The 23275-nt window shown below is 71.3% G+C and carries 22 protein-coding genes and 1 pseudogene; 11 read left to right on the top strand and 12 right to left on the bottom strand.

The annotated features are described in order from the left end of the window. Positions 1-70: 70 nt before the first annotated feature. The 9 genes and pseudogenes from ACFYZR_RS03190 to ACFYZR_RS03150 all read right to left on the bottom strand — a co-directional run bounded on the left by ACFYZR_RS03190 (position 71) and on the right by ACFYZR_RS03150 (position 8935). Entirely contained in the window at positions 71-607 is a 537-nt protein-coding gene (locus tag ACFYZR_RS03190; protein ID WP_391904161.1) for a hypothetical protein, read from the bottom strand. A 78-nt stretch (positions 608-685) separates the two neighbouring features. Beyond that, positions 686-1420, bottom strand: coding sequence for an aspartate/glutamate racemase family protein (locus ACFYZR_RS03185; RefSeq protein WP_391904158.1), 735 nt, complete (start codon positions 1418-1420; stop codon positions 686-688). 36 nt (positions 1421-1456) lie between these two features. Continuing rightward, entirely contained in the window at positions 1457-1804 is a 348-nt protein-coding gene (locus ACFYZR_RS03180; RefSeq protein WP_391904155.1) for a VOC family protein, read from the bottom strand. A 45-nt stretch (positions 1805-1849) separates the two neighbouring features. Next, on the bottom strand, positions 1850-2374 hold the full coding sequence (locus ACFYZR_RS03175) for a MepB family protein (protein ID WP_391904153.1): 525 nt from the start codon (positions 2372-2374) through the stop codon (positions 1850-1852). Beyond that, positions 2368-3000, bottom strand: coding sequence for a GNAT family N-acetyltransferase (locus ACFYZR_RS03170; protein ID WP_391904150.1), 633 nt, complete (start codon positions 2998-3000; stop codon positions 2368-2370). The genes ACFYZR_RS03175 and ACFYZR_RS03170 overlap by 7 nt, the downstream gene beginning before the upstream one ends. Before the next feature lie 59 nt (positions 3001-3059). Continuing rightward, complete coding sequence (locus ACFYZR_RS03165; protein WP_391904147.1) at positions 3060-5537, bottom strand: galactose oxidase-like domain-containing protein; 2478 nt, start codon at positions 5535-5537, stop codon at positions 3060-3062. A 22-nt stretch (positions 5538-5559) separates the two neighbouring features. Further along, positions 5560-6108, bottom strand: a pseudogene (locus tag ACFYZR_RS03160) (GtrA family protein); the annotation flags it as partial. Next, positions 6090-7682 (bottom strand): glycosyltransferase family 39 protein, encoded by a 1593-nt coding sequence (locus ACFYZR_RS03155; RefSeq protein ID WP_391904144.1) that lies wholly within the window; start codon positions 7680-7682, stop codon positions 6090-6092. The pseudogene ACFYZR_RS03160 and the gene ACFYZR_RS03155, both read right to left, overlap by 19 nt. Next, positions 7679-8935 carry a glycosyltransferase gene (locus ACFYZR_RS03150; protein WP_391904141.1) on the bottom strand — a complete coding sequence of 419 codons (1257 nt, stop codon included), beginning with the start codon at positions 8933-8935 and terminating at the stop codon, positions 7679-7681. Before ACFYZR_RS03150 ends, ACFYZR_RS03155 begins: the two co-directional genes overlap by 4 nt. Positions 8936-9159: 224 nt before the next feature. Between ACFYZR_RS03150 and ACFYZR_RS03145 the strand changes: the two genes are divergently transcribed. The 3 genes from ACFYZR_RS03145 (at position 9160) to ACFYZR_RS03135 (ending at position 11085) form a co-directional block, all read left to right on the top strand. Then, the gene (locus ACFYZR_RS03145) at positions 9160-9729 is read left to right on the top strand and encodes a hypothetical protein (RefSeq protein WP_391904139.1); all 570 of its coding nucleotides are present in this window, start codon (positions 9160-9162) and stop codon (positions 9727-9729) included. Between the two features lie 86 nt (positions 9730-9815). Then, on the top strand, positions 9816-10172 hold the full coding sequence (locus ACFYZR_RS03140) for a histidine triad nucleotide-binding protein (RefSeq protein WP_229357496.1): 357 nt from the start codon (positions 9816-9818) through the stop codon (positions 10170-10172). A gap of 4 nt (positions 10173-10176) precedes the next feature. Further along, positions 10177-11085 carry a ribonuclease Z gene (locus ACFYZR_RS03135; protein WP_391904134.1) on the top strand — a complete coding sequence of 303 codons (909 nt, stop codon included), beginning with the start codon at positions 10177-10179 and terminating at the stop codon, positions 11083-11085. Between the two features lie 51 nt (positions 11086-11136). On the opposite strand, the gene ACFYZR_RS03130 is transcribed toward ACFYZR_RS03135, so the two are convergent. Next, complete coding sequence (locus ACFYZR_RS03130; protein WP_391904132.1) at positions 11137-11937, bottom strand: HAD family acid phosphatase; 801 nt, start codon at positions 11935-11937, stop codon at positions 11137-11139. Positions 11938-12105: 168 nt separating this feature from the next. On the opposite strand from ACFYZR_RS03130, the gene ACFYZR_RS03125 reads away from it, so the two are divergent. Beyond that, positions 12106-13191: an S-(hydroxymethyl)mycothiol dehydrogenase gene (locus ACFYZR_RS03125; RefSeq protein ID WP_391904129.1), complete on the top strand. Its 1086-nt coding sequence runs from the start codon at positions 12106-12108 to the stop codon at positions 13189-13191. A 40-nt stretch (positions 13192-13231) separates the two neighbouring features. Here ACFYZR_RS03125 and ACFYZR_RS03120 read toward each other — a convergent pair whose 3' ends face one another. Next, entirely contained in the window at positions 13232-14557 is a 1326-nt protein-coding gene (locus ACFYZR_RS03120) for a 6-phospho-beta-glucosidase (protein WP_391904126.1), read from the bottom strand. 79 nt (positions 14558-14636) lie between these two features. Between ACFYZR_RS03120 and ACFYZR_RS03115 the strand changes: the two genes are divergently transcribed. From ACFYZR_RS03115 to ACFYZR_RS03095, 5 genes are all read left to right on the top strand, one after another. Then, positions 14637-15770: a carbohydrate kinase family protein gene (locus tag ACFYZR_RS03115; RefSeq protein ID WP_391904124.1), complete on the top strand. Its 1134-nt coding sequence runs from the start codon at positions 14637-14639 to the stop codon at positions 15768-15770. A 152-nt stretch (positions 15771-15922) separates the two neighbouring features. Further along, positions 15923-17995 carry a PhoH family protein gene (locus ACFYZR_RS03110; protein ID WP_391904122.1) on the top strand — a complete coding sequence of 691 codons (2073 nt, stop codon included), beginning with the start codon at positions 15923-15925 and terminating at the stop codon, positions 17993-17995. Positions 17996-18009: 14 nt separating this feature from the next. Then, positions 18010-18507 carry an rRNA maturation RNase YbeY gene (ybeY, locus tag ACFYZR_RS03105; protein WP_229358006.1) on the top strand — a complete coding sequence of 166 codons (498 nt, stop codon included), beginning with the start codon at positions 18010-18012 and terminating at the stop codon, positions 18505-18507. Further along, positions 18504-19823 carry a hemolysin family protein gene (locus ACFYZR_RS03100; protein WP_391904117.1) on the top strand — a complete coding sequence of 440 codons (1320 nt, stop codon included), beginning with the start codon at positions 18504-18506 and terminating at the stop codon, positions 19821-19823. The genes ybeY and ACFYZR_RS03100 overlap by 4 nt, the downstream gene beginning before the upstream one ends. A gap of 59 nt (positions 19824-19882) precedes the next feature. Then, complete coding sequence (locus ACFYZR_RS03095; protein WP_391904115.1) at positions 19883-20299, top strand: DoxX family membrane protein; 417 nt, start codon at positions 19883-19885, stop codon at positions 20297-20299. A 115-nt stretch (positions 20300-20414) separates the two neighbouring features. Here ACFYZR_RS03095 and ACFYZR_RS03090 read toward each other — a convergent pair whose 3' ends face one another. Continuing rightward, positions 20415-21860: an MFS transporter gene (locus tag ACFYZR_RS03090; protein WP_391904112.1), complete on the bottom strand. Its 1446-nt coding sequence runs from the start codon at positions 21858-21860 to the stop codon at positions 20415-20417. A gap of 138 nt (positions 21861-21998) precedes the next feature. Between ACFYZR_RS03090 and ACFYZR_RS03085 the strand changes: the two genes are divergently transcribed. Together ACFYZR_RS03085 and ACFYZR_RS03080 are read left to right on the top strand one after the other, a co-directional pair. Beyond that, on the top strand, positions 21999-22820 hold the full coding sequence (locus ACFYZR_RS03085) for a helix-turn-helix transcriptional regulator (RefSeq protein ID WP_391904370.1): 822 nt from the start codon (positions 21999-22001) through the stop codon (positions 22818-22820). Positions 22821-22876: 56 nt separating this feature from the next. After that, positions 22877-23233: a cytidine deaminase gene (locus ACFYZR_RS03080; protein ID WP_391904109.1), complete on the top strand. Its 357-nt coding sequence runs from the start codon at positions 22877-22879 to the stop codon at positions 23231-23233. The last annotated feature ends 42 nt before the right edge of the window (positions 23234-23275 follow it).

Raw genomic sequence — 23275 nt, 5'->3', positions numbered from 1 at the left:
GGGAAGTGACCAGGAGGGCGGGGTTCGTACCCCGCCCCGTCTCGCCCCGCCTCGCTCCATCCCGCGAGGGTCAGGGGTGCCAGATCTCCTTGATGCCGGTGACCTTGCCCTCGGAGTTCGTCGTGATGTCGTAGATGTTGCCGGAGCAGCTGTACGGCTGCTTCACCGCGCTCGAGTTGGTCAGGCAGTCACCGGCGTGCATCCACAGCTCCCCGACGGGGACGTCCTTCGTCTTGCCGGAACCCAGGGCCAGCTCGGCCTTCGTCTCCGGGGCGAAGATGTAGTACTTGGCCTCGCCCTGGCCGTGGTAGATCCAGTCGTTGGGCGTGCAGGTCGGCTTGGCGTCCTTGGCGGACATCGAGCCCTTCGACGGCGGGACAGCGATTTCCACCATCTTGTGGCCGGCGGGCAGCTGCGGCGGGGTGCCGCAGTCGCCGCCGGGCTCGCCCTTGGAGCCGCCCTTGGCGCCGTCGGCCGGCTTGGCCGAGGCACTGGAGCCGCCGGTCGTACCGCTCGCCGTGTCCGAGTCCGGGCCGCAGGCGGTGAGGCCGCCGCCGAGTGCGGCGACGACGGCAAGGGCTCCGACGAGGCGTCGGGTTGCCTTCATGTTCTTCCCCCGTGAAGAAAAGTTGTCGTGATCATGTTCGATCGCCGCAGTGTTCTACACCAAGGGGCAGGTCAGGAGCTAATCGCCGTCGGCGACGGGCCCGCCCCGCCACGTCGGCAGGGGCGCCCGGCCCACGGCGGTCTCGAAGGCCGCGTGGGCGAGGAGGCGGGTGGAGTCGAGGGTGGGGAGCGGGGAGACGTCCGGGGTGATCAGGAGGGGGATCTCCGTGCAGACGAGGGCCACCGCGTCGCAGCCACGGGCGGCCAGCGCCTCGATGATCCGTACGTATTCGCGGCGCGAGCGCTCGTCGAGGACGCCGTTGACGAGCTCGTCGAAGATGACGTCGTTGACCAGACGCCGGTCGGCCGGGTCCGGGACCTCCGCCGCGATGCCGCGCCGCGCGAACGCCTCGGCATACAGCGGGCCGTCCATCGTGTAGCGCGTGCCCAGCACGCCCACCCGCTTGTGGCCGTCGTGCGCGGCGCGGTCCGCCACGACCTCGGCGATATGGATGCCCGGGAGGGCGAGGTCGGCGCCGGGGCGTTCGAGGGCCATGTGGGCGGTGTTGTCGGGGCAGATGAAGAACTCCGCTCCCGCGCGGGCGAGGCGGTCGGCGCTGACCGACAAGAGCGCGCGGACCGTGTCGTGGTCGCCCGCGTCCCAGGCCGGCATGGAACGGGCCATGGCGATGAGATCGAGGGTGACGTCCGGGTGCTCGTGGGGCCCGAGCTCCGCGGAGCCCTTCCGGCAGAACGTACGGAAGCACAGCGCCGCGCCCTCCGCGCTGTGTCCCAGGATTCCCAGGTGTTTCACCTTGCCTCCAAACGGTCGTGGGCGGACGGTCTTACGTCAGCGGTGGCCCAGCACGTTGATCACTCGGCCGCTGGGGTCGCGGACGAAGAACCGCCGCACTCCCCACTCCTCGTCCTGCAAGGGATGCACGATCTCCGCGCCGCGCTCCCGCATGACCGCGTAGGCCGCGTCCACGTCGTCCACCTCCACACTCATGTCCGGAGCGACCGGCGCGGTCTTGTCGTCGGCCATGAAGCTGATCTGCGCCGCCGGATGGGACGGAGAGGCGAGCGTCATGATCCAGCCGTGGTTCATGACCTCCTCGAAGCCCAGCAGGCCGTAGAACTCCCGGCTCTCCTCCACTGCCTCCGACTGAACGTTGGGCACGACACGACGAACGGTCATCGACGACTCCAAGCGATTCAAGGCGTATGCCTATGGGTGGTGTGCCTATGAGTGGTAAAGGGCGCGGGCTCGTGTCAGGTCGGCGGGTCCGTCCTGACCGAGGCTGAAGAAGTGGTTCACCTGCCATGCCTGGGTGGCGCGGGCCTGCCGGCTGGTCGTGGTCACCCACGGCGGATAGACGCGGAATCCGCGCTTTCCGCCGGAGCCGTCGCGGGAGACGATGCCGCGCTCGCACAACACCTCGCGCGGGAACACGAACTGCCCGAAGCCGTCGTCGTCCCGACTGCTGATGACGAAGAGGTTTACGCCGTCGGCGGCATCGAACGGCCGGATCGGCCCCGCCTCGGACCGCTGCCACACGGTGACGAACTGCCCCACCTTCGTGGGCGTGGTCTTGGCCACGCGGAACCGCACCGAGCGGCCGTCCAGTGTGAACGCGCAGGCGGCGTACTCGGCGCTCTCCGGTTCGGGTGCCGGCTGCGAGCAGACGAAACCGCTCGGGTCGTACACCCGCGCCTTCGCCGCCAGCAGGTCACAGTGGATCGCCGCCCACGGCTCGTTCGTCACCATGCCGTCATCCTGTCATCGCGCGATCCGTGCGGGTCCCTGCGCATGCACCACGTGCGGGGGCCGTCGTCGGGGAGCCGGACATCGGCCGTGACCTTGAAGCCGAGGCGCTCGTAGAACCGCACGTTCGCCTCGCTGGATGTCTCCAGGAACGCCGGATACCCAGCACGCTCGGCCTCCTGAAGGCCGGGAACCAGCACCGCGCTGCCGAGGCCCCGCCCCTGGGCCTCGGGGGCGGTGCCCACGGTCTCCAGGAACCATCCGGGCTCCTGCGGCCGGTACGGGGCGACGGCCGCGTCCGCGGCCGCGGACGCGGTGGCCCGGTCGCCGCTGAGCTCGCCGAGGATCGGCCCGAGTTCGGCGAAGGCGGGCGAAGGGTCCTGGCCGGGAACGGCCCAGGCGGCCACGGCGCGGCCTCCGTCGGCGACCCAGACACGGCCGTACACCATGCCGATGCGGGTCAGGCACAGCTCCTGGGACCGCCGGACCCGCTCCTCGTGATCGTCCGCCGCGATCACGTGCCGCGTGTAGGGGTAGTCGGCGAAGGCGCGGGCGAGGATGTCGACCGCGGTGGGGATGTCGGCGTCGGTGATGGGGCGCACGACAGGGGCGTTCCGGTGCTGTGCCATGTTCACCGAGCCATCCTTCCACCGGGTGATTCCCTCGCCAACGCGGTTTTCTCCCGTGCTCAGCCGCAGGCGCGCCCGTTCCTGTCCGGGTCCAGCTTCAGCGGGTCGTCGCGGCCGTTGAGCTTCAGGACGCCGTAGTCGTGCGCCTTCAGCCACGCGCAGCGGCCCGCCGTCGTCGGCGGGACCGTCTTCGGGAAGACCGTCGGCACGCACACGTTCTCCGCGCCGTAGTGGCGGTCGCAGCCCGAGATCGTCGCCGGCACCGGGTGGGACGTACGGGCCGGATCCGGGCCCTTCCCCTTCTCCGTCATCTTCCCCGCGAAGTCGTGCACCATCGGGGCAGCCGGGGTCGCCGCCTTGCCCTTGGGCGCCTCCAGCGCGTCCGGGCCGCCGAGATGGACCCAGGAGGCCACCGACGGGACGCCGTCCGCGTCCACGGCGAAGAGCATGTACCAGCCGGGCGGCGCCAGGTTCGGGTTGCTGGTGACGTTCAGATCGATCGTCGTTCCGTCAGCGCCCACCGTCATCGGCAGGTCCACAAAACGCTGATTCGGGTCGGAGGAATGAGTGACCGCCGCCGGACGGATCAGCTCCGCCTTCACCACGGGACGGTCGACCGTCATCCGCTGCGTGCTCGCGTACTGCCAGCGGTTGTTCGCCACCGAGGTGATCTGGGGCCGCGCGCCCTTGTAGAGGTACGGAGGGGTGTAGATCGACACGTGGTCGTCGAAGGTCCCGTTGCCCGGGTTGTCGCCGACCGCCATCACCCGGCCGTCCGGCAGCAGGAACGCCGACGAGTGGTACGTGCGCGGGATCGGGTCCGTGGCCATGCCCGCCTGGAAGGTGTTCGTCGCGGGGTTGAACATCGACGCCTCGTACACCGGGTCCGCCCGGTCGTGGAGCCCGCCGCCCGTCTCCAGCACCTTGCCGTCGGGCATCAGCACGGCCGAGACGTACATCTTGCCCTGCGCGCCCGTCTCGGGCTTGGGTCCCTGGCCCTGGTCGACCGTGCCCTGGGGGAGCAAGGGGCCGGGTGTATAGCGGGGGTTGGGGTCCTTGAGGTCGATGAGGTCCGTGAGACGGCTGGCCTCGGGGTTGGTGTTGACCTGCCCGCCGCCCATGGTCAGGACGCGCTGGTCCTGCGCGGGCGGCAGCAGCACGCTCATCGACTGGTCGCGGTTGTCCTTGTCCTGGAGGCCCGGCACGTCCGTGATCTTGTTGGCGTCGTAGTCGTAGACCGACGCGCCGGTGCCCGGGGTGCCGTTGCCGAAGACATGGCTGCCGGAGTAGAAGAGCCGCCCGTCCTGCATCAGGATCATCGACGGGTACAGACCCCAGTACGACCAGGTCTGATTGACCTCCGTGCGCGGCAGCCACTTCTGCTGCGCCTGGGAGAACTTCTCGGCGGTCACACTGCCGGTGGAATCCTCCTTCAGGCCGCCGAAGCTGATGACGTCGCCGTTGCCGAGGAGGGTCGCGGAGGGGTACCAGTGGCCCTCGTTCATGTCGTTCGTCTTCACGTAAGACTCGGACGACGGGTCGAAGACGTAGCTGTCCTTGAAGCCCTCGTAGCCGTGGCTCCCGTCGGCCGCCGGGTAGGCCTTGTTGCCGCTCATGATGAGCACCCGGCCGTCGGAGAGCTGGACGTGCCCGGCGCAGAACATGTCGACCGGCGTCGGGATCGTCTTCATCGCGCCGGTCTTCGGGTCGTAGACGGCGGAGGTGAAGGTCCCGGCCTTGAACATCGCCGGGTCGTTCCCGGAGCCGGCGACCAGCAGCACCTTGCCGTTGTGGAGGACGACCGAGTGCATGCTGCGGACCGGGTTCTTGAAGGGCATCACCGCCCAGCTGCCCTTGACGCACGCGTCCCCGGCGGTGCAGACGGCCCCTGCGGCGGGCTGGGTGGCGTCCTCCATGACGTAGTCGTCGGTGGTGACGTTGCCCGTGCCGTATACGGAGACGCCCCAGGTGATCTGGTCGGTGCCGGGCGGCACGACGGGCGTACGGACGGTGGCCCGCGTGTAGCCGGCGCTGACCGGCAGCGTCTTGAGGTCGGTCCAGTACTGCCAGCCCGTCTTCACGTCATGGCGGAAGACCGTGATGGAGGCGTCCGGGGTGGTGCTCTTGTACCAGAGCGACAGGTCGTACTGGTGGGACGGCGTCACACTGGGCGCGCACGAGCTGTCCTCGGCCATCAGCGCCTTGCGGTCGCCGCTGACCCGGCGGGTGACGGAGACGGACAGGGCCCTGCCGCCGCTGTGGGACTGGGACCGGTCGGTGGTGGTGACGGTGAAGTCGTTGTCGCCCCAGCCGGCCTTCTCCCAGCAGGTGGGCATGGCGTCCGAGGCCCGTATCGACTCGAGGCCGGGGTTGACGACGAGGTTCGACCCCGCCCTGGCCGGGCCGGGCGCGGCCAGCAGCAGGCCGAAGGAGGCGCCGGAGGCGAGGATCAGGGCGGCGGCGGCCCGCGCGCGTTTCCCGCGGGTGCGGAGGAGGATCGACCGGGTCCGTCTGGTGTGCCGGGTGCGTCTTTCCATGGATATCGGCGGTGTCATGCCATCACGTGTCCCTTCTCGGACGGCTCTCACGACGGTGTTTTCCGCTGCGGCTCGTGTGGCTCGTGCGGCTTGTGCGGCCGGGACGGCCGGGGCGCGGCAGGTAGACGAGCGCCTCCGTGGCCGCGTAGCGCAGGACGAAGGTGGTCAGCAGGGCGACGGCGGTCGCGGGCAGGACCCCGAGGCCCACCCCGTCCACCAGCGTCGCGATCAGGGGGATGCGCAGGAGCAGGTCCGCGTTGGCGAGCACGGCGACGCGCCCCAGCCGGTCCGCCCAGTGGCGGTGCGCGCGGCGGTCGCGGTAGAGCAGCGCTTCCGTCAGCAGGAAGTTCCAGACGACGCCGAACTGGTTGGCGACGATCTCCGCCGGGACGTAGTGGAGTCCGGCGGCGGTGAGCAGCTTCAGGCAGAGGAGGTTCGGCGCGAAGCCGGTGAGGCCGATGAGGCCGAAGAGGAGGATGCGGGTGAAGGGGGAGGAGGGGGAGGAGGGAGCGCGGGCGGATGATGGGCGTAAGGCCTCCCGCGTGTCCTCCGTCACCGGGCTTCCGCCCGCTTCACCCTGCGGATCTCGACGCGGCCGTCGCCCTCGCCGAAGGAGGCGACGGTCTCCGAGTTCGTCAGCGCCGCCCTCACCAGCGGCAGCGTGGGCGCGTCGCGGCGTACGGTCGGGGAGGCGACGACGTAGTCGACGTCGCGCCAGCCGCGCGGCATCGTCTTGGCGATCGCGGGGTCGAGGTCGGCCTTGTAGAACCAGACCGCCCCGGTCCCGGGGCGGTATCCCGCGTGCACGAGGTCGAGCCAGATCGCGTCGTCGGCGAGGACGCGGGTGCGGGTCGGATCGGGGACGTTGCCCTTGTCGCGCAGCCAGTGCGCTGCCGCGCGGTAGGGGGCGTTGGCGTCGGTGGTGAGGGCGGTACGGGTGGCGTCGTACCAGTGGGGGAGGACGAGGGCGGCCGCGGTCGCGGCGACGGCTGTGGCGATGGTCCAGCGCAGGGGCCGGACCGGCGCCCGGAACGGCCGCAGCGATACCGCCCCCGCCAGTGCCAGCGCCAGGAACGGCAGCATCTGGATCACGTACATCGCCGGCAGGTAGCCCGACGGCCGCAGCGCCACCAGGGCCAGGATCACCGCCGCCGTCGCCGGGCCCGCCAGGGCGCGGGCCGTGCGGGACCAGCGGGCCACGGCCAGCAGCAGCACCGCCGCCGCCAGGCCCGCGACCGGTAGCACCCGGTCGTAGTAGAGCCAGGACCGCAGCACCGCGTGCGCGCCCGAGCCGTCGTCCAGGATGAAGCCCGAACCGGCTCGGCTCATCTGGTACTTGATGCCGTCGATCAGCGAGACGTGGCCGTCGCCGGGGAACAACTCGCGGTTGAGCAGCGCGAACAGCGGATAGGCGAGGCCCGTGAGCACACATGCGGTGATCGCGCCGGTCACCGCGAACTTGCGGGTGTCGCGGTGGGTGTGCCGCCACATGGTCACCAGCAGCGCGGGCAGGAGGACGAGCATCGTCTCCTTGGACAGCACGGCCACCGCCGCCGCCAGCCCGGCCCCGAAGTGGTGCCACAGGTGGCGGCGGGGCGAGGCGGCCAGGCAGAAGGCCAGCAGGATCCACAGCACGGCGATGTTGTCGAGGAAGATCTCCCGCTGGAGCACCACCGCCAGCGGCGACAGCCCGAACAGGGCCATCGCCAGGGCCGCCGCCCACCGTCTGAGCCCCAGCCGCCGGGCCAGGACGTAGAGCAGTACCGCGCTGACGGCCGTCACCAGCAGCATCGCGACCCGCATCGGGGCGACGGACATGACGTCGGGGAAGAGGGCGGCGGGCAGCCAGGTGACGAGGGCCAGTTGGAGCCAGCCCAGCGGCGGGTGGTCGTACCAGTACGTGTAGTGGGCCAGGCCCTTGCCCTCCTGCACTGCCCAGGCCTGGGCGAGATAGGTGCCCTCGTCGTCGCTGAGGGCGGGGAAGCCGGTTGAGTTCCAGCCCTGGACGAGGAGGATCGTGGCCAGCACCGTCCCGCACAGCAGCAGGTCGGGGCGCGATGCGCGCAGCCGGGTGACGGCCGGGACGGTGTCGAGGACCGCCGGGTCCTTGGCAGCAGCAGCGGTGGTCGGGAGGGTCGCGGTCACGACATGACGTCCTCTCGGGTGAGGTGCGCGCCGACGTGGCGGGTGAGCTCCCAGTCGCCCTGGCCCCGCTGCTCCCGCCAGACGGCGCGGACGGCCGCGCCCGCGAGGAGCATCTGGTAGAAGGGGCCGCCGAGGATGAGCTTGAGGTAGTGGACGAAGCGCACGCGCAGGCCGTACTGCGTGCCGAAGTCGTGGAGGCCGACGACCTCGAAGACGAAGGTGACCAGCATGGTCACGGCGGGCAGGAAGGTGACCACGGCGACGGCGGCGGGGACGTCCAGCAGCAGGGCGATGGCTGTGTTCAGCGGGATGACGAGGCCGTTGAACGCCTGGAAGAAGGGCGTCATCAGGGTGTAGCGGGCGAGCATCCGCTGGGCGAGGGTCGGCAGCCGTCGCCAGTCCTTCTTCCGGTAGACCTGGAGGAAGCCCTGGTTCCAGCGGGTGCGCTGTTTGAGCAGGCTCATCAGGGTGCCGGGGGTCTCCTCGCGGGTGACCATCTCGGAGTCGTAGGCGACGACGACGCGCTTGCCGGCGCTGGAGAGCCGTACGCCCAGGTCGCAGTCCTCGGCCAGACACCGGGGGTCCCAGCCCCCGGCCTCGCGCAGGACGTCGGTGCGGACGAAGACGGTGTTGCCGCCCAGCGGGATGAAACCTTTCTCCGCGTGGAGGTGGAGGCGGCTGCGGAACCAGAAGAAGTACTCCAGGCAGTTGCGCAGGCTGTACCAGCTGGAGTGGAAGTTGATCAGCTGCACCCCGCCCTGCACCACGTCCGCGCCCGTCGCCCGGAAGGCGTGGTCGACATGGGTGAGCAGCTCGGGGTGGACCTGGTCCTCGGCGTCGAAGACCCCGACGACCTCGCCCCGGCAGTGGGGGAGCGCGGTGTTGAGGGCCTTGGGCTTGTTCTTCTTCTCATGGGTGTCGACGATCACCCGTACCCGGTCCGGCGCGGTGGCCGCGACCCTCTCGGCGACCTCGGTGGTCTCCGGGTCGTCGTGCCCGACGATCACCAGCACCTCGAAGCGGCCGTGCGTGGAGGTGAGCAGCCGGGTGACGGTGTGCTCCAGGACCGCCTGTTCGTGCCGGGCGGGCACCAGGAGCGAGAAGGAGAGCGCGCCCTCGCCCCCGGCGGGCTGGAAGCGGGTGCCCGCGAGCGTCTCGGGTGTGCGCCAGGCGTGCATCTGCCACCAGAGTGTGAAGGCGGCCATCCAGAAGAGCGCGAGCGATACCGCGCAGACCACTATGGACGTCAGCAAAAGGTGTCCCCCTACCCCCGGACGCGGCCCCCCAGCACGCGTGTATGTGCTTCAGGGCAGAGAGAGTAAGGGGGGAAGGTGAAACTCGGGTGCGGAAACGATAAATCCTGTGTTTCCTTACGAACGTCCGTAAGAGCATGAGAAGTTGGCCCGAATTGGGCCAACGGGCCCACGGCCGGAGGCCTCCTTTCCCCGGGACGCGAGCCGGTGGGACACTCCCCGCTATGGATGCGTCAAGGCGCATACGTTCCATTCGCCTCCCCCGGGCTCGGTACGGACTGAGCGCGGTCGTCCTCACCGGCGCCGCCGTCGTGGCGCTGTCCGGCTGTGATCCGGTCACCGGGCTGGACGCGACGACCGTCGCCGTCACCGCGCAGCGGCAGGCCTCCCGCGCCCTCGACCGCGAGGGCGTCCACGTCGCCTGGCTGAGCTGCCGGGGCAAGGCCGAGAACGGCGGCAAGGACCCCGGCACGGGCAGCGCGCTGCCGGTGACCGTCGTCGGCGTCGACTGCGAGGGCCGTACGGACACCGGCAGGAAGGTCATCGTCTTCGGCAGGGTCACGGGCCTCACCGGTCAGGCGTGCGTACGCGGCCTGCTGACGGCCAATGTCGACGGGCGGACGGTCTTCCAGGTGAGCGTGCTCGGCGACTGCGACCGGACAGGCGACACCGGCGGCAGGCCCCCGACCGCCCCGGGCCCCGGGCAGCAGAAGCCGCCGCCCGCGCCGAGGCCCACGGGCGATCCGGGCCCCTCGGCGAGCTGCACCGACAGACCTCCGGCGCCGGGCAAGTGAGCGCGGGGCGGAGGGGCGCGGCGGCCGTGCGGACGGACCGGTAACATCCGGACCGTACGAGCCGACGACCCGGGAGGAGCCCACCGGTGGCGGGAGAACCGCAGGCGGACTGCCTGTTCTGCAAGATCGTCAAGGGAGACGTGCCCGCGACGGTCGTCAAGGAGACGGAGACGACCGTCGCGTTCCGTGACATCAACCCCCAGGCGCCCGTGCACTGCCTGGTGATCCCCAAGGTGCACTACCCCGACGCCGCCTCCCTCGCCGCCGCCGAGCCGCAGATCGCCGCCGACGTGCTGCGCGAGGCCGGCGAGGTCGCCCTCCAGGAGAACGGGGACAAGGGCTTCCGGATCGTCTTCAACACCGGTGCCGGCGCCGGGCAGACCGTCTTCCACGCGCACGCCCACGTCCTCGGCGGCCGTGGCTTCAACTGGCCCCCCGGGTAGAGCGTTGTCCGTCCGCGAACTCGTCGTCCTCGGCACGGCCAGCCAGGTCCCCACCCGGCACCGCAACCACAACGGCTACGTCCTCCTCTGGGACGGGGACGGCATCCTCTTCGACCCCGGCGAGGGGACGCAGCGTCAAATGCTGCGCGCCGGGGTGGCCGCGCACGACCTCAACCGGATCTGCGTCACCCACTTCCATGGCGACCACTCCCTGGGCCTGGCCGGGGTGATCCAGCGGATCAACCTCGACCGGGTGCCGCATCCGGTCACCGCGCACTACCCGGCGAGCGGCGAGCGCTTCTTCAAGCGGCTGCGCTACGCCACGGCCTACCGCGAGACGGTCAAGCTCGTCCAGGAACCGGTCGCGGGCACCGGCGCGGTGCTGGCGGCCACCGGCTCGTACACCCTTCAGGCCCGCCGGCTCTCGCATCCCGTCGAGTCCTACGGCTACCGCCTGGTGGAGCCGGACGGGCGCCGGATGCTGCCCGAGCTGCTGGCCGAGCGCGGCATCGCCGGGCCGGACGTCGGCCGGCTGATGCGCGAGGGCGCGGTCGGCGGGGTGACACTGGACGAGGTCAGCGAGGTGCGGCGCGGACAGCGCTTCGCCTTCGTGATGGACACCCGGCTCTGCGACGGCGTCCACGAACTGGCCGAGGGCTGCGACATGCTCGTCATCGAGTCGACGTTCCTCGACGAGGACGAGCCGCTGGCCACCGAGCACGGCCATCTGACGGCGGGCCAGGCCGCCCGCGTCGCCGCGCGGGCGGGCGTACGGCATCTGGTGCTCACCCACTTCTCCCAGCGCTACGACGACCCGTCGGTCTTCGAGCGCCAGGCCCGCGCGGCGGGCTTCGACGGCGAGCTCACCGTCGCCCGCGACCTGCTGCGCGTGCCCGTGCCGAAGCGGCGCTGAGCGGACGGGGTGAGCGGGGCGGGGTGAGAGCCCCGCCCCGCCCCGGATGCCTTACGGCAGGTAGTACATCGGGTTCGGCAGCTTGTACGTGTGGTTCGCGTAGCCGCCCTGGAGGTCGCTGTACTGGTCGCCGAAGTTGGCGACGATGTCGAAGCCCTTGGACTCGATGTACTTGCGGGTGCCCGACTTGTACTCGACCGTCGTGCACTTGGCGCCGCAGGCCAGGTAGGCCGGCGGGGTCTTCTTGTTCTTCAGGAAGAAGTGGGAGGCGTCGGCGACGGGCTTGTAGCCGACGTTCTTGAGGTTGCGGACGCTCCACTCGCGCTGGTGCTCGTCACGGCCGGTGACGTAGAAGACCTCGATGCCCTTGGACTTGGCCCAGTTGACCAGCTTGGGCATGCCGAAGACGGCGGCCATGTCGGTGGACTTCAGGTACGCGTCCTGCGACTCGGGCGTGAAGCGGAAGCCCTGCTGGAGCTCGTAGTTGTAGGTCAGCAGGGTCGTGTCGTCCAGGTCCAGGACGATGGCGGGCTTCTTCGCGCCCTTCTTGGCGTGCTGCGCGTTGCGCACGACCGTCTCCAGCTGGGCCTTGGCCTTCTTCTGGATGTCGGCGACCTGCTTGGCGTAGTTGCTGTCCGGCGAGGCGTAGTGCTGGCCGGAGGCGTCGACGGTGTCGCCGTAGAACGCCTTGATCTTGTCCTGGACCTGGGTGAGGTTCGGGATCTCCTTGTCCGTGCGGGGAACCGCGTGGTCGGCGGAGGCCGCGCCCGCGGTGTACAGGCCGGCGCCGACGGCGAGGGCGGCGGTGGCGGCGGCGACGCGCACACGCGTGGACTTCAGGGAGAGCGACACTGGTGACTCCTGGGTAACAAGAACGATGCAGCGCGAAGCTAAGGCCTGAGCCGGACGGGGTCAAGGACCCGGCGACGTGATGCTCTACGCGCGAAGAAACGCGGAGAAAGATCGTTTGGGCGTACCGTGGTGTGCGGACCAGCGACACGAAGGGTGGGGCACGAGATCATGGCGCAGGAAGTACGCGGAGTCATCGCACCGGGGAAGAACGAGCCGGTACGGGTCGAGACGATCGTGGTGCCGGACCCGGGTCCGGGCGAGGCCGTGGTGAAGGTCCAGGCGTGCGGCGTCTGCCACACCGACCTCCACTACAAGCAGGGCGGCATCAACGACGACTTCCCCTTCCTCCTCGGCCACGAGGCGGCGGGCGTCGTGGAGTCCGTGGGCGAGGGCGTCACCGAGGTGGCCCCCGGCGACTTCGTGATCCTCAACTGGCGGGCCGTCTGCGGCCAGTGCCGGGCCTGTCTGCGCGGCCGCCCCCAGTACTGCTTCAACACCCACAACGCCAAGCAGAAGATGACCCTGCTCGACGGCACGGAGCTGTCGCCCGCGCTCGGCATCGGCGCGTTCGCCGAGAAGACGCTGGTCGCGGCGGGTCAGTGCACCAAGGTCGACCCCTCGGTCGCCCCGGAGGTGGCGGGCCTGCTCGGCTGCGGCGTGATGGCCGGCATCGGCGCCGCGATCAACACCGGCGGGGTGGGACGCGGCGACTCCGTCGCCGTGATCGGCTGCGGCGGCGTCGGCGACGCGGCGATCGCGGGCTCCCGGCTGGCGGGCGCGGGGCGGATCATCGCCGTCGACATCGACGACCGCAAGCTCGCGAAGGCGCGCGAGATGGGCGCCACGCACACGGTGAACTCCCGCTCCACCGACCCCGTCGAGGCGATCCGCGAGCTCACGGGCGGCCACGGCGCGGACGTGGTCATCGAGGCGGTGGGCCGCCCCGAGACCTACGAGCAGGCCTTCTATGCCCGTGACCTGGCCGGCACGGTCGTCCTGGTGGGCGTGCCGACGCCGGACATGAAGCTGCAGCTCCCGCTCCTGGACGTCTTCGGGCGGGGCGGCGCGCTGAAGTCCTCCTGGTACGGGGACTGCCTGCCGTCGCGGGACTTCCCGATGCTGGTGGATCTCCACCTTCAGGGTCGACTGGACCTCGGGGCGTTCGTGACCGAGACGATCGGGCTGGGGGACGTGGAGAAGGCGTTCGCCCGGATGCACGAGGGGGACGTGCTGCGGTCGGTGGTCGTCTTCTAGGCCAGACCCCCGGCTCTGGGCCCGGCCCCCGGCCGGAGGCCTACTCCTGGCCCGCCCGGGCCAGGATGCGGGCCGCCACCGACGGGGAGTCGACCAGCGGGTGGAGCGCCAGCGCGCGGAGGGCCGCGTCGCGGTCCTCGTGGAGCGCGGCCTCGATGGCCGCCCGTTCGACGGCCTTGAGCTGGAGCATCAGCCCGAGCTGGTCCTCCCGGAGCGGGGCGCACGGCAGCGGCCGGGCGCCCTTCGCACCGACCTCGCACACGGTTTCGATGATGGCGGTGGAGTCGAGGGCGGGGACCGTCAGCCCGTTCGGGACGTTGAGGATCAGCCGGGTGCGTTCGTCCGCGCTGATCGCCCGCATCAGGGCGAGCGCCACCTGGTCGTAGCCGCCGCCGTCCAGGTCGCAGGTGTCGCGCTGCCAGCCGCCGGTCGCCGCGCGGCTCTCGGCCATGTACGTCTCCTCGCGGCGCAGCCGGGTGTGCTCCCACAGCTCGAAGGAGCGGTCCGGTTCGGCGGCCGCACGGGTGAAGAAGTCGCCCTGCTGCTGATCGAGGAACTCGCCGCGGGTCTCCGCCGACTCCATGACCGAGCGCAGGGTCTCGCGGCGGAAGTAGTAGTAGTGGAGGTATTCGTTGGGCAGGGCGCCGAGCGCCTGGAGCCAGCGGGCGCCGAAGAGCTTGCCCTCCTCGAAGGAGGCCAGGGCCGCCTCGTCGCGCAGCAGCCCCGGGAGCAGGTCCTCGCCGTCCCGGACCAACGAGCGGAGCCAGCCCAGGTGGTTGAGGCCCACGTAGTCGTAGGTGACCCCGTCCGGGTCCGCGCCCGCCGCCCGCGCGGCGCGGCGGACCAGCCCCACGGGTGAATCGCAGATGCCGATGACGCGCGGGCCGAGCACGGCGGACATCGCCTCCGTCACCATCCCGGCGGGGTTGGTGAAGTTGATGACCCACGCCTCCGGGGCGATCCGCGCGACCCTCTCGGCGATCCCCGTGGCCACCAGGACCGTACGGAGCCCGTAGAGCACCCCGCCCGCGCCGACCGTCTCCTGGCCCAGGACGCCCTCGGCGAGCGGGATCCGCTCGTCCAGGACCCGTCCGGCCGTGCCGCCCACCCGGATCGCGGAGAAGACGAAATCGGCGCCGCGCAGCGCCTCGTCCAGGTCCTCCGCGAGCCGTACGGAGGGGGCGCCGGGCACCCCGGCGGCCTGGGCGTCCAGCACGGAGGCGATCACCCTCATGCGCGCGGAGTCGGTGTCGTGGAGCACGAGTTCCGTGCAGCGGCCCGGGGCGTCGCGCCGGGCATCGTCCAGCAGGGCCCGGTGCACCAGAGGCACCCGGAATCCGCCGCCGCCGAGAATGGTGAGCCTCATGGAACGGAACGTACCTCAGCTTCGGGCACACTGTGCGGATCCGCATTTCGTGCATCCTCGAGAGGAGCGACGAGCGAGCATGACGGCCTCTTCCACCCACACAGGTGTCCGCGGAGAACGCTTCGAGGGAACGGCGCCGGTCCTGGACCCGCTCGCAGCCCTCCGCACCGAGGCGGACCCGCCCACCGACGTCTATCTGACCGGGACCGTCTTCCTCGACATCATCTTCACCGGCCTCGACTCCGCCCCCGTGCGCGGCACCGAGTCCTGGGCGCGCGGCATGGGCTCCAGCCCCGGCGGCGTCGCCAACATGGCCACCGCCCTGGCCCGGCTGGGCCTGCGCACCTCGCTCGCCGCCGCCTTCGGCGACGACATGTACGGCGAGTACTGCTGGGAGTCCCTCTCCCGGGGCGAGGGCATCGACCTGAGCCTGTCGCGCACGGTGCCCGGCTGGCACTCCCCGGTCACCGTCTCCATGGCCTACGAGGGCGAGCGGACCATGGTCTCCCACGGCCACGAGGCCCCGCCGCCCGAGGAGCCCGCCCCCCAGTGCCCGCCGCCCGCGCGGGCCTGTGTGGGGCTGCTGACGCCCGGGCGGCAGGAGGAGTGGATCGCGACGGCGGCCCGCCGGGGCAGCCGGGTCTTCGCCGACGTCGGCTGGGACGAGACCGGCCGCTGGGACCCGGCGGACCTCGCCGACCTGGAGCACTGCGAGGCCTTCCTGCCCAACGCCGAGGAGGCCATGCGCTACACCCGCACCGACTGCCCGCGCGCCGCCGCCCGCGCGCTCACGGACAAGGTGCCGCTGGCCGTGGTCACGATGGGGGAGCGGGGCGCCTACGCGGTGGACGGGCGCACCGGCGAGAGCGCCGAGGTGCCCGGGATCGTCGTCGAGGCCCTCGACCCCACCGGCGCGGGGGACGTCTTCGTGGCCGGCTTCGTCACCGGCACCCTCGCCGAGTGGCCGCTGGCCGACCGGCTGGCCTTCGCGGGGCTGACGGCCGCCCTGTCGGTCCAGGAGTTCGGGGGGTCGCTGTCGGCGCCCGGCTGGGTGGAGATCGCCGCGTGGTGGCAGCACGTCCGGTCCTTCGACGACCAGTCCCCGGCCACGCTGCGCCGCTACGCCTTCCTCGACGAGGTCCTCCCCGAGGCCATCAGCCCCTGGCCGCTGCGCCGGGCGCTGCCGACGCTGGGCTTCCGCAGGCCGTCGTAGGACGTCGTGGGCCGTCGTGGGGCGGGTGTCCCGAGGGGCCGGGGAAAAGCCCTCGGGATTGCCGGGGCACGCGTCGTACCCTGGTATTCCAAGGTTTTTCGGACACGAAGAGCGGCAGGAAGAGGTGATGAGCAGGCCTTCAGTGCCGGCCCATGACTCAGACACCCACACGACCGCAGGCGACGGCGCGGTTCACGGTCCCGGCGAAGCACCCGATGGTGACGATCCTGGGCTCCGGGGACAAGCTCCTGCGGGTGATCGAGAAGGCGTTCCCGGCCACCGACATCCACGTCCGGGGCAATGAGGTGAGCGCCACGGGGGACGATCGCGAAGTCGCCCTCGTACAGCGCCTGTTCGACGAGATGATGCTGGTGCTCCGCACCGGGCAGCCGATGACGGAGGACGCGGTGGAACGCTCGATCGCCATGCTGAGGGGCGAGGAGGGCGAGGGCGAGACCCCCGCCGAGGTCCTCACCCAGAACATTCTCTCCAGCCGCGGCCGCACCATCCGCCCCAAGACGCTCAACCAGAAGCGCTACGTCGACGCGATCGACAAGCACACGGTCGTCTTCGGCATCGGCCCCGCCGGTACCGGAAAGACCTATCTGGCCATGGCCAAGGCGGTCCAGGCCCTCCAGTCCAAGCAGGTCACCCGGATCATCCTGACCCGGCCGGCCGTCGAGGCGGGCGAGCGGCTGGGCTTCCTGCCCGGCACGCTCTACGAGAAGATCGACCCCTATCTGCGGCCGCTCTACGACGCCCTCCACGACATGCTCGACCCCGACTCCATCCCGCGCCTGATGGCCGCCGGGACGATCGAGGTCGCCCCGCTGGCGTATATGCGTGGTCGCGCTCAGCCGGTCTTCACCAAGGTGCTGACCCCGGACGGCTGGCGCCCCATCGGTGACCTCCAAGTCGGCGACTTGGTCGTGGGGTCGAACGGTGAGCCGACCCCGGTCCTCGGTGTGTACCCGCAGGGTGAGAAGGACATCTACCGCGTCACCGCACAGGACGGTTCGTCCACGCTCTGTTGCGGAGAGCACCTCTGGACGGTGCGTACGGCAGCGGACAAGCGCCGTGACAAGCCGTGGCGGGTGCTGGAGACCAAGGAGATGATCGGCAGCCTCCGTGCCGCGCAGGCCCGGAGGTACGAGCTGCCCCTCCTGACCCAGCCGGTCTGCTTCCCGGAGCGTGAGGTCCCCATGGACCCGTACGCCCTCGGCCTGCTGCTGGGCGACGGTTGCCTGACGGGCAGCACGACGCCTTCATTCGCCACCGAGGACCCGGAGCTCGCGTCCGCTCTGGAGACGGCGCTGCCAGGCGTCGACGTGCGGTGGAAGGGCGGCGTGGACTACACGCTGAATCGGGTCAAGGCACCGGGCGACGTCGTCACCCTGGAGAATCCGGTGACGCGGGCCCTGCGTGCCCTGGACCTGGTCGGCACCAGGTCGTGCTCGAAGTTCGTTCCGGAGGAATACCTCCACAACTCCGCGGAGATCCGTCTCGCCGTCCTCCAGGGGCTGCTCGACTCCGACGGAGGCCCGGTGACCCAGGAGGGCCGCACCTGCCGTATCCAGTACTCGACGACATCGATCCTGCTCCGGGACGACGTCATCGCGCTGGTCCAGTCCCTGGGAGGCATCGCCTACAGCCGTCGCCGGGCTGCGAAGGGCCGGAAGCCCGGACGGGCCAAGGGGCGCGACGTCACGTACAACCATGACGCGCACATCGTCGACATCCGGCTCCCGGAGGGCGTCGAGCCGTTCCGGCTCACGCGCAAGCTCGAGAAGTACCGGGCCGCCGGGGGCGGCGGGCGGCCGATGCGCTTCATCGACAGCATCGAGCCCGTAGGCCGCGAGGAGGCGGTGTGCATCCAGGTGGCCGCCGAGGACTCTCTCTACGTCACCGAGGACTACCTGCTCACGCACAACACCCTCAACGACGCGTTCATCATCCTCGACGAGGCGCAGAACACGAACCCCGAGCAGATGAAGATGTTCCTCACCCGGCTCGGCTTCGACTCCAAGATCGTGATCACGGGTGACATCACCCAGATCGACCTGCCCGGCGGCACCAAGAGCGGTCTGCGCCAGGTGCAGGAGATCCTGGAGGGCGTCACCGACGTCCATTTCTCGTACCTCACCAGCAGGGACGTCGTCCGGCACAAGCTCGTCGGCCGTATTGTCGACGCGTACGAGCAGTACGACAGCCGCAACGGAAAGTAAGACCCGGTAACAGCATGTCAATCGACGTCAACAACGAATCCGGCACGGAGGTCGACGAGCAGGCGATCCTGGACGTCGCCCGCTACGCCCTCACCCGGATGCGTATCCACCCGCTCTCCGAACTCTCGGTCATCGTTGTCGACGCCGATGCCATGGAGCAGCTCCACATCCAGTGGATGGACCTCCCCGGTCCCACCGATGTGATGTCCTTCCCGATGGACGAGCTGCGCCCGCCGGCCAAGGACGACGACGAGCCGCCGCAGGGTCTCCTCGGCGACATCGTCCTCTGCCCGGAGGTCGCGAAGAAGCAGGGCGAGGAGGCCCCGACCGGGCACTCCATGGACGAGGAGCTCCAGCTCCTGACCGTCCACGGCGTGCTCCACCTCCTCGGCTACGACCACGAGGAGCCCGACGAGAAGGCCGAGATGTTCGGCCTCCAGGCGGCGATCATCGACGGCTGGCGCGCCGAGCGCGGCATCGAAGGGCCCTCCCCGGCTCCCACGTTCACGTGACCGGCCAGCTGATCGCCGCCGCGGTCCTGCTGCTCGTCGTCGCCTGGCTCGCCGCCTGCGCCGAGGCCGGCCTCGCCCGGACCACCCGGTTCCGGGCCGAGGAGGCCGCCCGGGCCGGGCGGCGGGGCAGCGCGCGGCTGATGGCCGTCGCGGCCGACCCCACCCGCTATCTGAACGTCGCGCTGCTGGTGCGCGTCGCCTGCGAGATGGCGGCGGGCGTCTTCGTCACCTATGTCTGCCTGGAGTCCTTCGACGCCACCTGGCAGGCGCTGACCGTCGCCATCGCGGTGATGGTCCTCGTCTCGTACGTGGCCGTCGGCGTCTCCCCGCGCACCATCGGCCGCCAGCACCCGCTGGGCACCGCCACGGCCGCCGCGTACGTGCTGCTGCCGCTCGCCCGGATCATGGGGCCGGTGCCCCGGCTGCTGATCCTCATCGGCAACGCCCTCACCCCCGGCAAGGGCTTCCGCATGGGCCCCTTCGCCTCGGAGGCGGAGCTGCGGGCCATGGTCGACCTGGCGGAGCAGGAGTCGCTGATCGAGGACGACGAGCGCCGCATGGTGCACTCCGTCTTCGAGCTCGGCGACACCCTCGTCCGCGAGGTCATGGTGCCGCGCACGGACCTGATCGTCATAGAGCGCGGCAAGACCATCCGCCAGGCGCTCACCCTCGCCCTGCGCTCCGGCTTCTCCCGGATCCCGGTGACGGGCGAGAACGAGGACGACGTGGTGGGCATCGTCTACCTCAAGGACCTCGTCCGCAAGACGCACATCAACCGTGACGCGGAGAGCGAGCTGGTCTCCACCGCGATGCGGCCGGCCGTCTTCGTCCCGGACACCAAGAACGCGGGCGACCTGCTGCGCGAGATGCAGCAGCAGCGCAACCACTGCGCGGTCGTCATCGACGAGTACGGCGGCACGGCCGGCATCGTCACCATCGAGGACATCCTCGAGGAGATCGTCGGCGAGATCACCGACGAGTACGACCGGGAGCTGCCGCCCGTCGAGGAGCTCGGCGACGACCGCTACCGGGTCACGGCCCGGCTCGACATCGGCGACCTCGGCGAGCTCTACGGCCTCGACGAGTTCGACGACGAGGACGTCGAGACGGTCGGCGGACTGCTGGCCAAGTCGCTGGGCCGGGTGCCGATCGCCGGCGCGACGGCGGAGGTCCCGCTCTCCGAGCACGTCTCCGAACACGGCAAGGACCCCACGCTCACGGCGCTGCGGCTCACCGCGGAGGCCGCGGCGGGGCGGCGCAACCGCATCGTCACGGTGCTCGTGGAGCCGGTGCGGGGTCTCTTCCAGGAGGACTGAGCGGGGGAATCGTCCCGTTCGGGGGAATCCTCCCGGGCCGGTACGGGAACCGTCCTGGAATGGCGGTTCTCAGAACTCTCGCGCGGCCGCTGCTGGCGTCGGCGTTCATCAGCGCCGGCGTCCAGACCGTCCGCCGCCCCGAACTCCTCGCGCCGGTCGCGGCACCCGTCGCGCTCGCCATCGCGGACTGGATCCCGGTCCTGCCGCGCGACGCGCGGGCGCTCGTACGACTGAACGGGGCGGTGCACCTGGGGGCGGGCGGGCTGCTCGCCCTGGGGATCCTCCCCAGGCTCTCCGCCCTGACCCTCGCCGCCAGCCTCGTCCCGACGACCCTGGCGGGTCACGCGTACTGGCGGGAAGACGACCCGGGGAAGCGGATGCAGCACCGGGTGGCGTTCTTCGCGAACGTCTCGATTCTGGGCGGGTTGCTCGCGATTGCGGCGGACCACGGTGTCCTCAAACGCCGGACGGGCTGATTTCAGCCCGTCCGGCGATTGAGGACACAGCACAGCAGCCCGTCCGGCGATTGAGGACCGGGGGTCCGGGGGCGGAGCCCTCGGGAAACGGTGAAAGGGCGGGGTTGGGGCTCACTCACCGCCCTCGGCGCAAGCCCACGAACGTCGCCGCGGCCACCGCCACGACCACGACCGCGTCGACGCCGACACCCAGCCGCACGCCCCCCAACGTCGCCGACGCGAACGAGTGCCCCGCATCCCGCAGCGCGGACACCCGCGCCGACGCCACCGCACTCAGCAGCGGGATGCCAATGGTCAGCCCCACCTGCTGGGAGCTGGTGACCAGCCCCGTCGCCAGCCCCTGCGAACCGTCCGGCAGCCCCGACGTCGCCGTCACGCCGTACGCGACGATCGCCCACAGATGGCCGACGCAGCCCAGCGAGCTCCCCACCAGCGCCAGCCAGGCGCCGGCCGGGCCGTCGCCCAGGCCCAGCAGGGCCGCCGTGCAGACGGCCTGCACCAGCAGACCCGTCACCAGCGTGGCGCGCGCCCCGAAGCGGGCGATGATCCGGGGCGCGGTCATCCCGGCGAGCGCCGCCGCCACGCCCGTCACACCGAAGATCAGGCCGGTGCGGACGGCGGAGAGCTCCAGGACCTCCTGGAGGTACAGCGTGAGCAGGAAGATCACCGAGGACATCATCGCGAACGTGGTCAGCCCGGCCAGGTTCCCCCAGGCCACCGTCCGCCGGCCCAGCATCGGCAGGGACACCAGCGGCTCGGCCGCCCGGGACTCGACGACGACGAAGGCCACCAGCAGGACCGCGCCGGCGATCAGCGCGAGAACGACGTCCGCGCCGCCGAAGCCCCGCTGGGCGGCGGTCGACAGGGCGTAGATCACCGCGAGCAGACCGCCCGTCACCGTCACCGCGCCCGGCAGGTCCAGCCGGGGGCGCTCCGCGCGCCGGGACTCCGTCAGCAGGCCGGGCGCGGCGAGGAGCACGCCGACGCCCGCCACCGCCAGCAGCCCCATCGTGGAGCGCCAGCCCAGCGTGTCGGTCATGACGCCGCCGAGCACCATGCCGATGGTGAAGCCCAGGGACATCAGGGTGCCGCTGATGCCCAGCGCCCGCTCGCGCTGCGGGCCCTCGGCGAAGGTCGTGGTCAGCAGGGACATCCCGGTCGGCACGATCACGGCCGCGCCCAGGCCCTGGAGGGCCCGGCCGGTGAGGAAGGTCGCCGGGTCCCAGGCGACGGTGGCCAGCGCGGAGGCGACGGTGAAGAGGACGAGCCCGGCCAGGAAGAGCTTCCGGCGCCCGTAGAGGTCGGCGATCCGGCCGAAGAAGAGCAGGAAGCCGCCCGACGGCAGGGCGAAGGCCGTGACCGCCCACTGGAGGTCCGCCTGGCTCATGCCCAGGTCGTCGCCGAGGACGGGCAGCGCCACGTTCAGGATGGAGAAGTCGAGGGCGACGATGAACTGCGCCGCGCACAGCACCATCAGGGTCAGCTTGTCGCGGCCGGACATCCGCGGGGACGCGACGGTGGGTGTGCCGGGGGGTGTGAGGGGAGGGGAGTCGATCGCCATGCGACCACCCTCCGCCGGGCGGAACAACCCTGGGGAGTGCGCGCTTATCGTGGTGGTCGCAACACCAGTCAAGGGGGAGAGTTGACCGTAGCGTTGCAGGAGAAGCCGCGCCGCCGTCATGAGCTGCGCGAGTTCCTGATGAGCCGCCGGGCGAGGGTGTCCCCGGCCGAGGCGGGGCTGCCCGACGGCGGGGGCCGCCGCCGGACGCCGGGGCTGCGCCGCGAGGAGGTCGCGGTCCTCGCCGGGGTGGGCGCCTCCTGGTACCAGTGGCTGGAGCAGGGCAGGGACATCACCGTCTCGCCGCAGGTCCTCGACGCGGTCGCGCGGGTGCTGCGGCTGGCCGGGGCCGAGCGGCGGCATCTGTACGTCCTGGCGGGGCTGAACCCGCCGCTGCCCGAGGCCGAGTACGACGCGGAGTACCTGTGCGACGGGCTGCGCCGGCTGATCGACGGCTGGCTGCCCTCCCCGGCGCACATCATGGACCCGTACTGGAACCTGGTCGCCTACAACGAGTCCGCCAGGCTCGTCCTCGGCTTCCGCCCGGAGAACCGGCAGAACTGCCTGATCGACTTCTTCACCGACCCCGTCTACCGCTCGCGCGCCGCGAACTGGGCGGAGAACGCCCCGCGCGTCGTCGCCGCCTACCGCGCCGCCTGCTCGGAGCGCCCCGGCGACGAGGGCTTCGAGGAGGTGCTGGCCGACGTCTCCGCCGCGAGCCCGGAATTCACGGAGCTGTGGGCCCGTGGCGACGTGTGCCCGGCGGGCCTGGTGCGCAAGGCCCTCCACCACCCGCTCGTGGGCGAACTCCTCTTCGAGAGCACCCAGCTGCGCGTACCGGCCCGCCCGGACCTGACGATCGTGCTGCACAACCCCGCCCCCGAGACCGCCACGGCCGAGAAGGTGGCGTGGCTGACCTCGCCCGAGGGCCGGCGCGGCGCGATGTACTCGGTGGCCGGGTGAGGCCGGGTGAGCAGGCCGCCCGGGGGCGCCTCCGGGGGCGCCCCTATGCTCCAGGCATGACGGATGCCCTGGATGCCCTGGACCCCGAAGACCGCAAGCTGATCACGCTCGCCCGCGCCACCCGCGCCCGTAACGCCGTGCCCGAGGGCGCGGCCGTCCGTGACGAGACCGGCCGTACGTACGTCGCCGGGACGGTCGCCCTGGAGTCGCTGCGGCTGAGCGCGCTCCGGACGGCCGTGGCCATGGCCGTGGCCAGTGGGGCGAAGTCCCTGGAGGCGGCGGCGGTGGTCTCCGGGGCGACGGCCGTCACCGACGAGGACCGCGCCGCCGTACGCGACCTGGGCGGGCCCGCGACGCCCGTGCTGCTGGCGGGCCCGGACGGGACGCCGGGGGCGGTGGTGACGGCCGGCTGAGCGCCGCGCCCGGCCGTTGGTCGGAGGCCGCCGGGGGATCGG

The sequence above is a fragment of the Streptomyces sp. NPDC001678 genome (assembly GCF_042892945.1).
In the GTDB taxonomy this organism is placed as follows: domain Bacteria; phylum Actinomycetota; class Actinomycetes; order Streptomycetales; family Streptomycetaceae; genus Streptomyces.
Note: the sequence above shows the minus strand (reverse complement) of the source record. Positions and strands in the feature narration are given on the sequence as shown.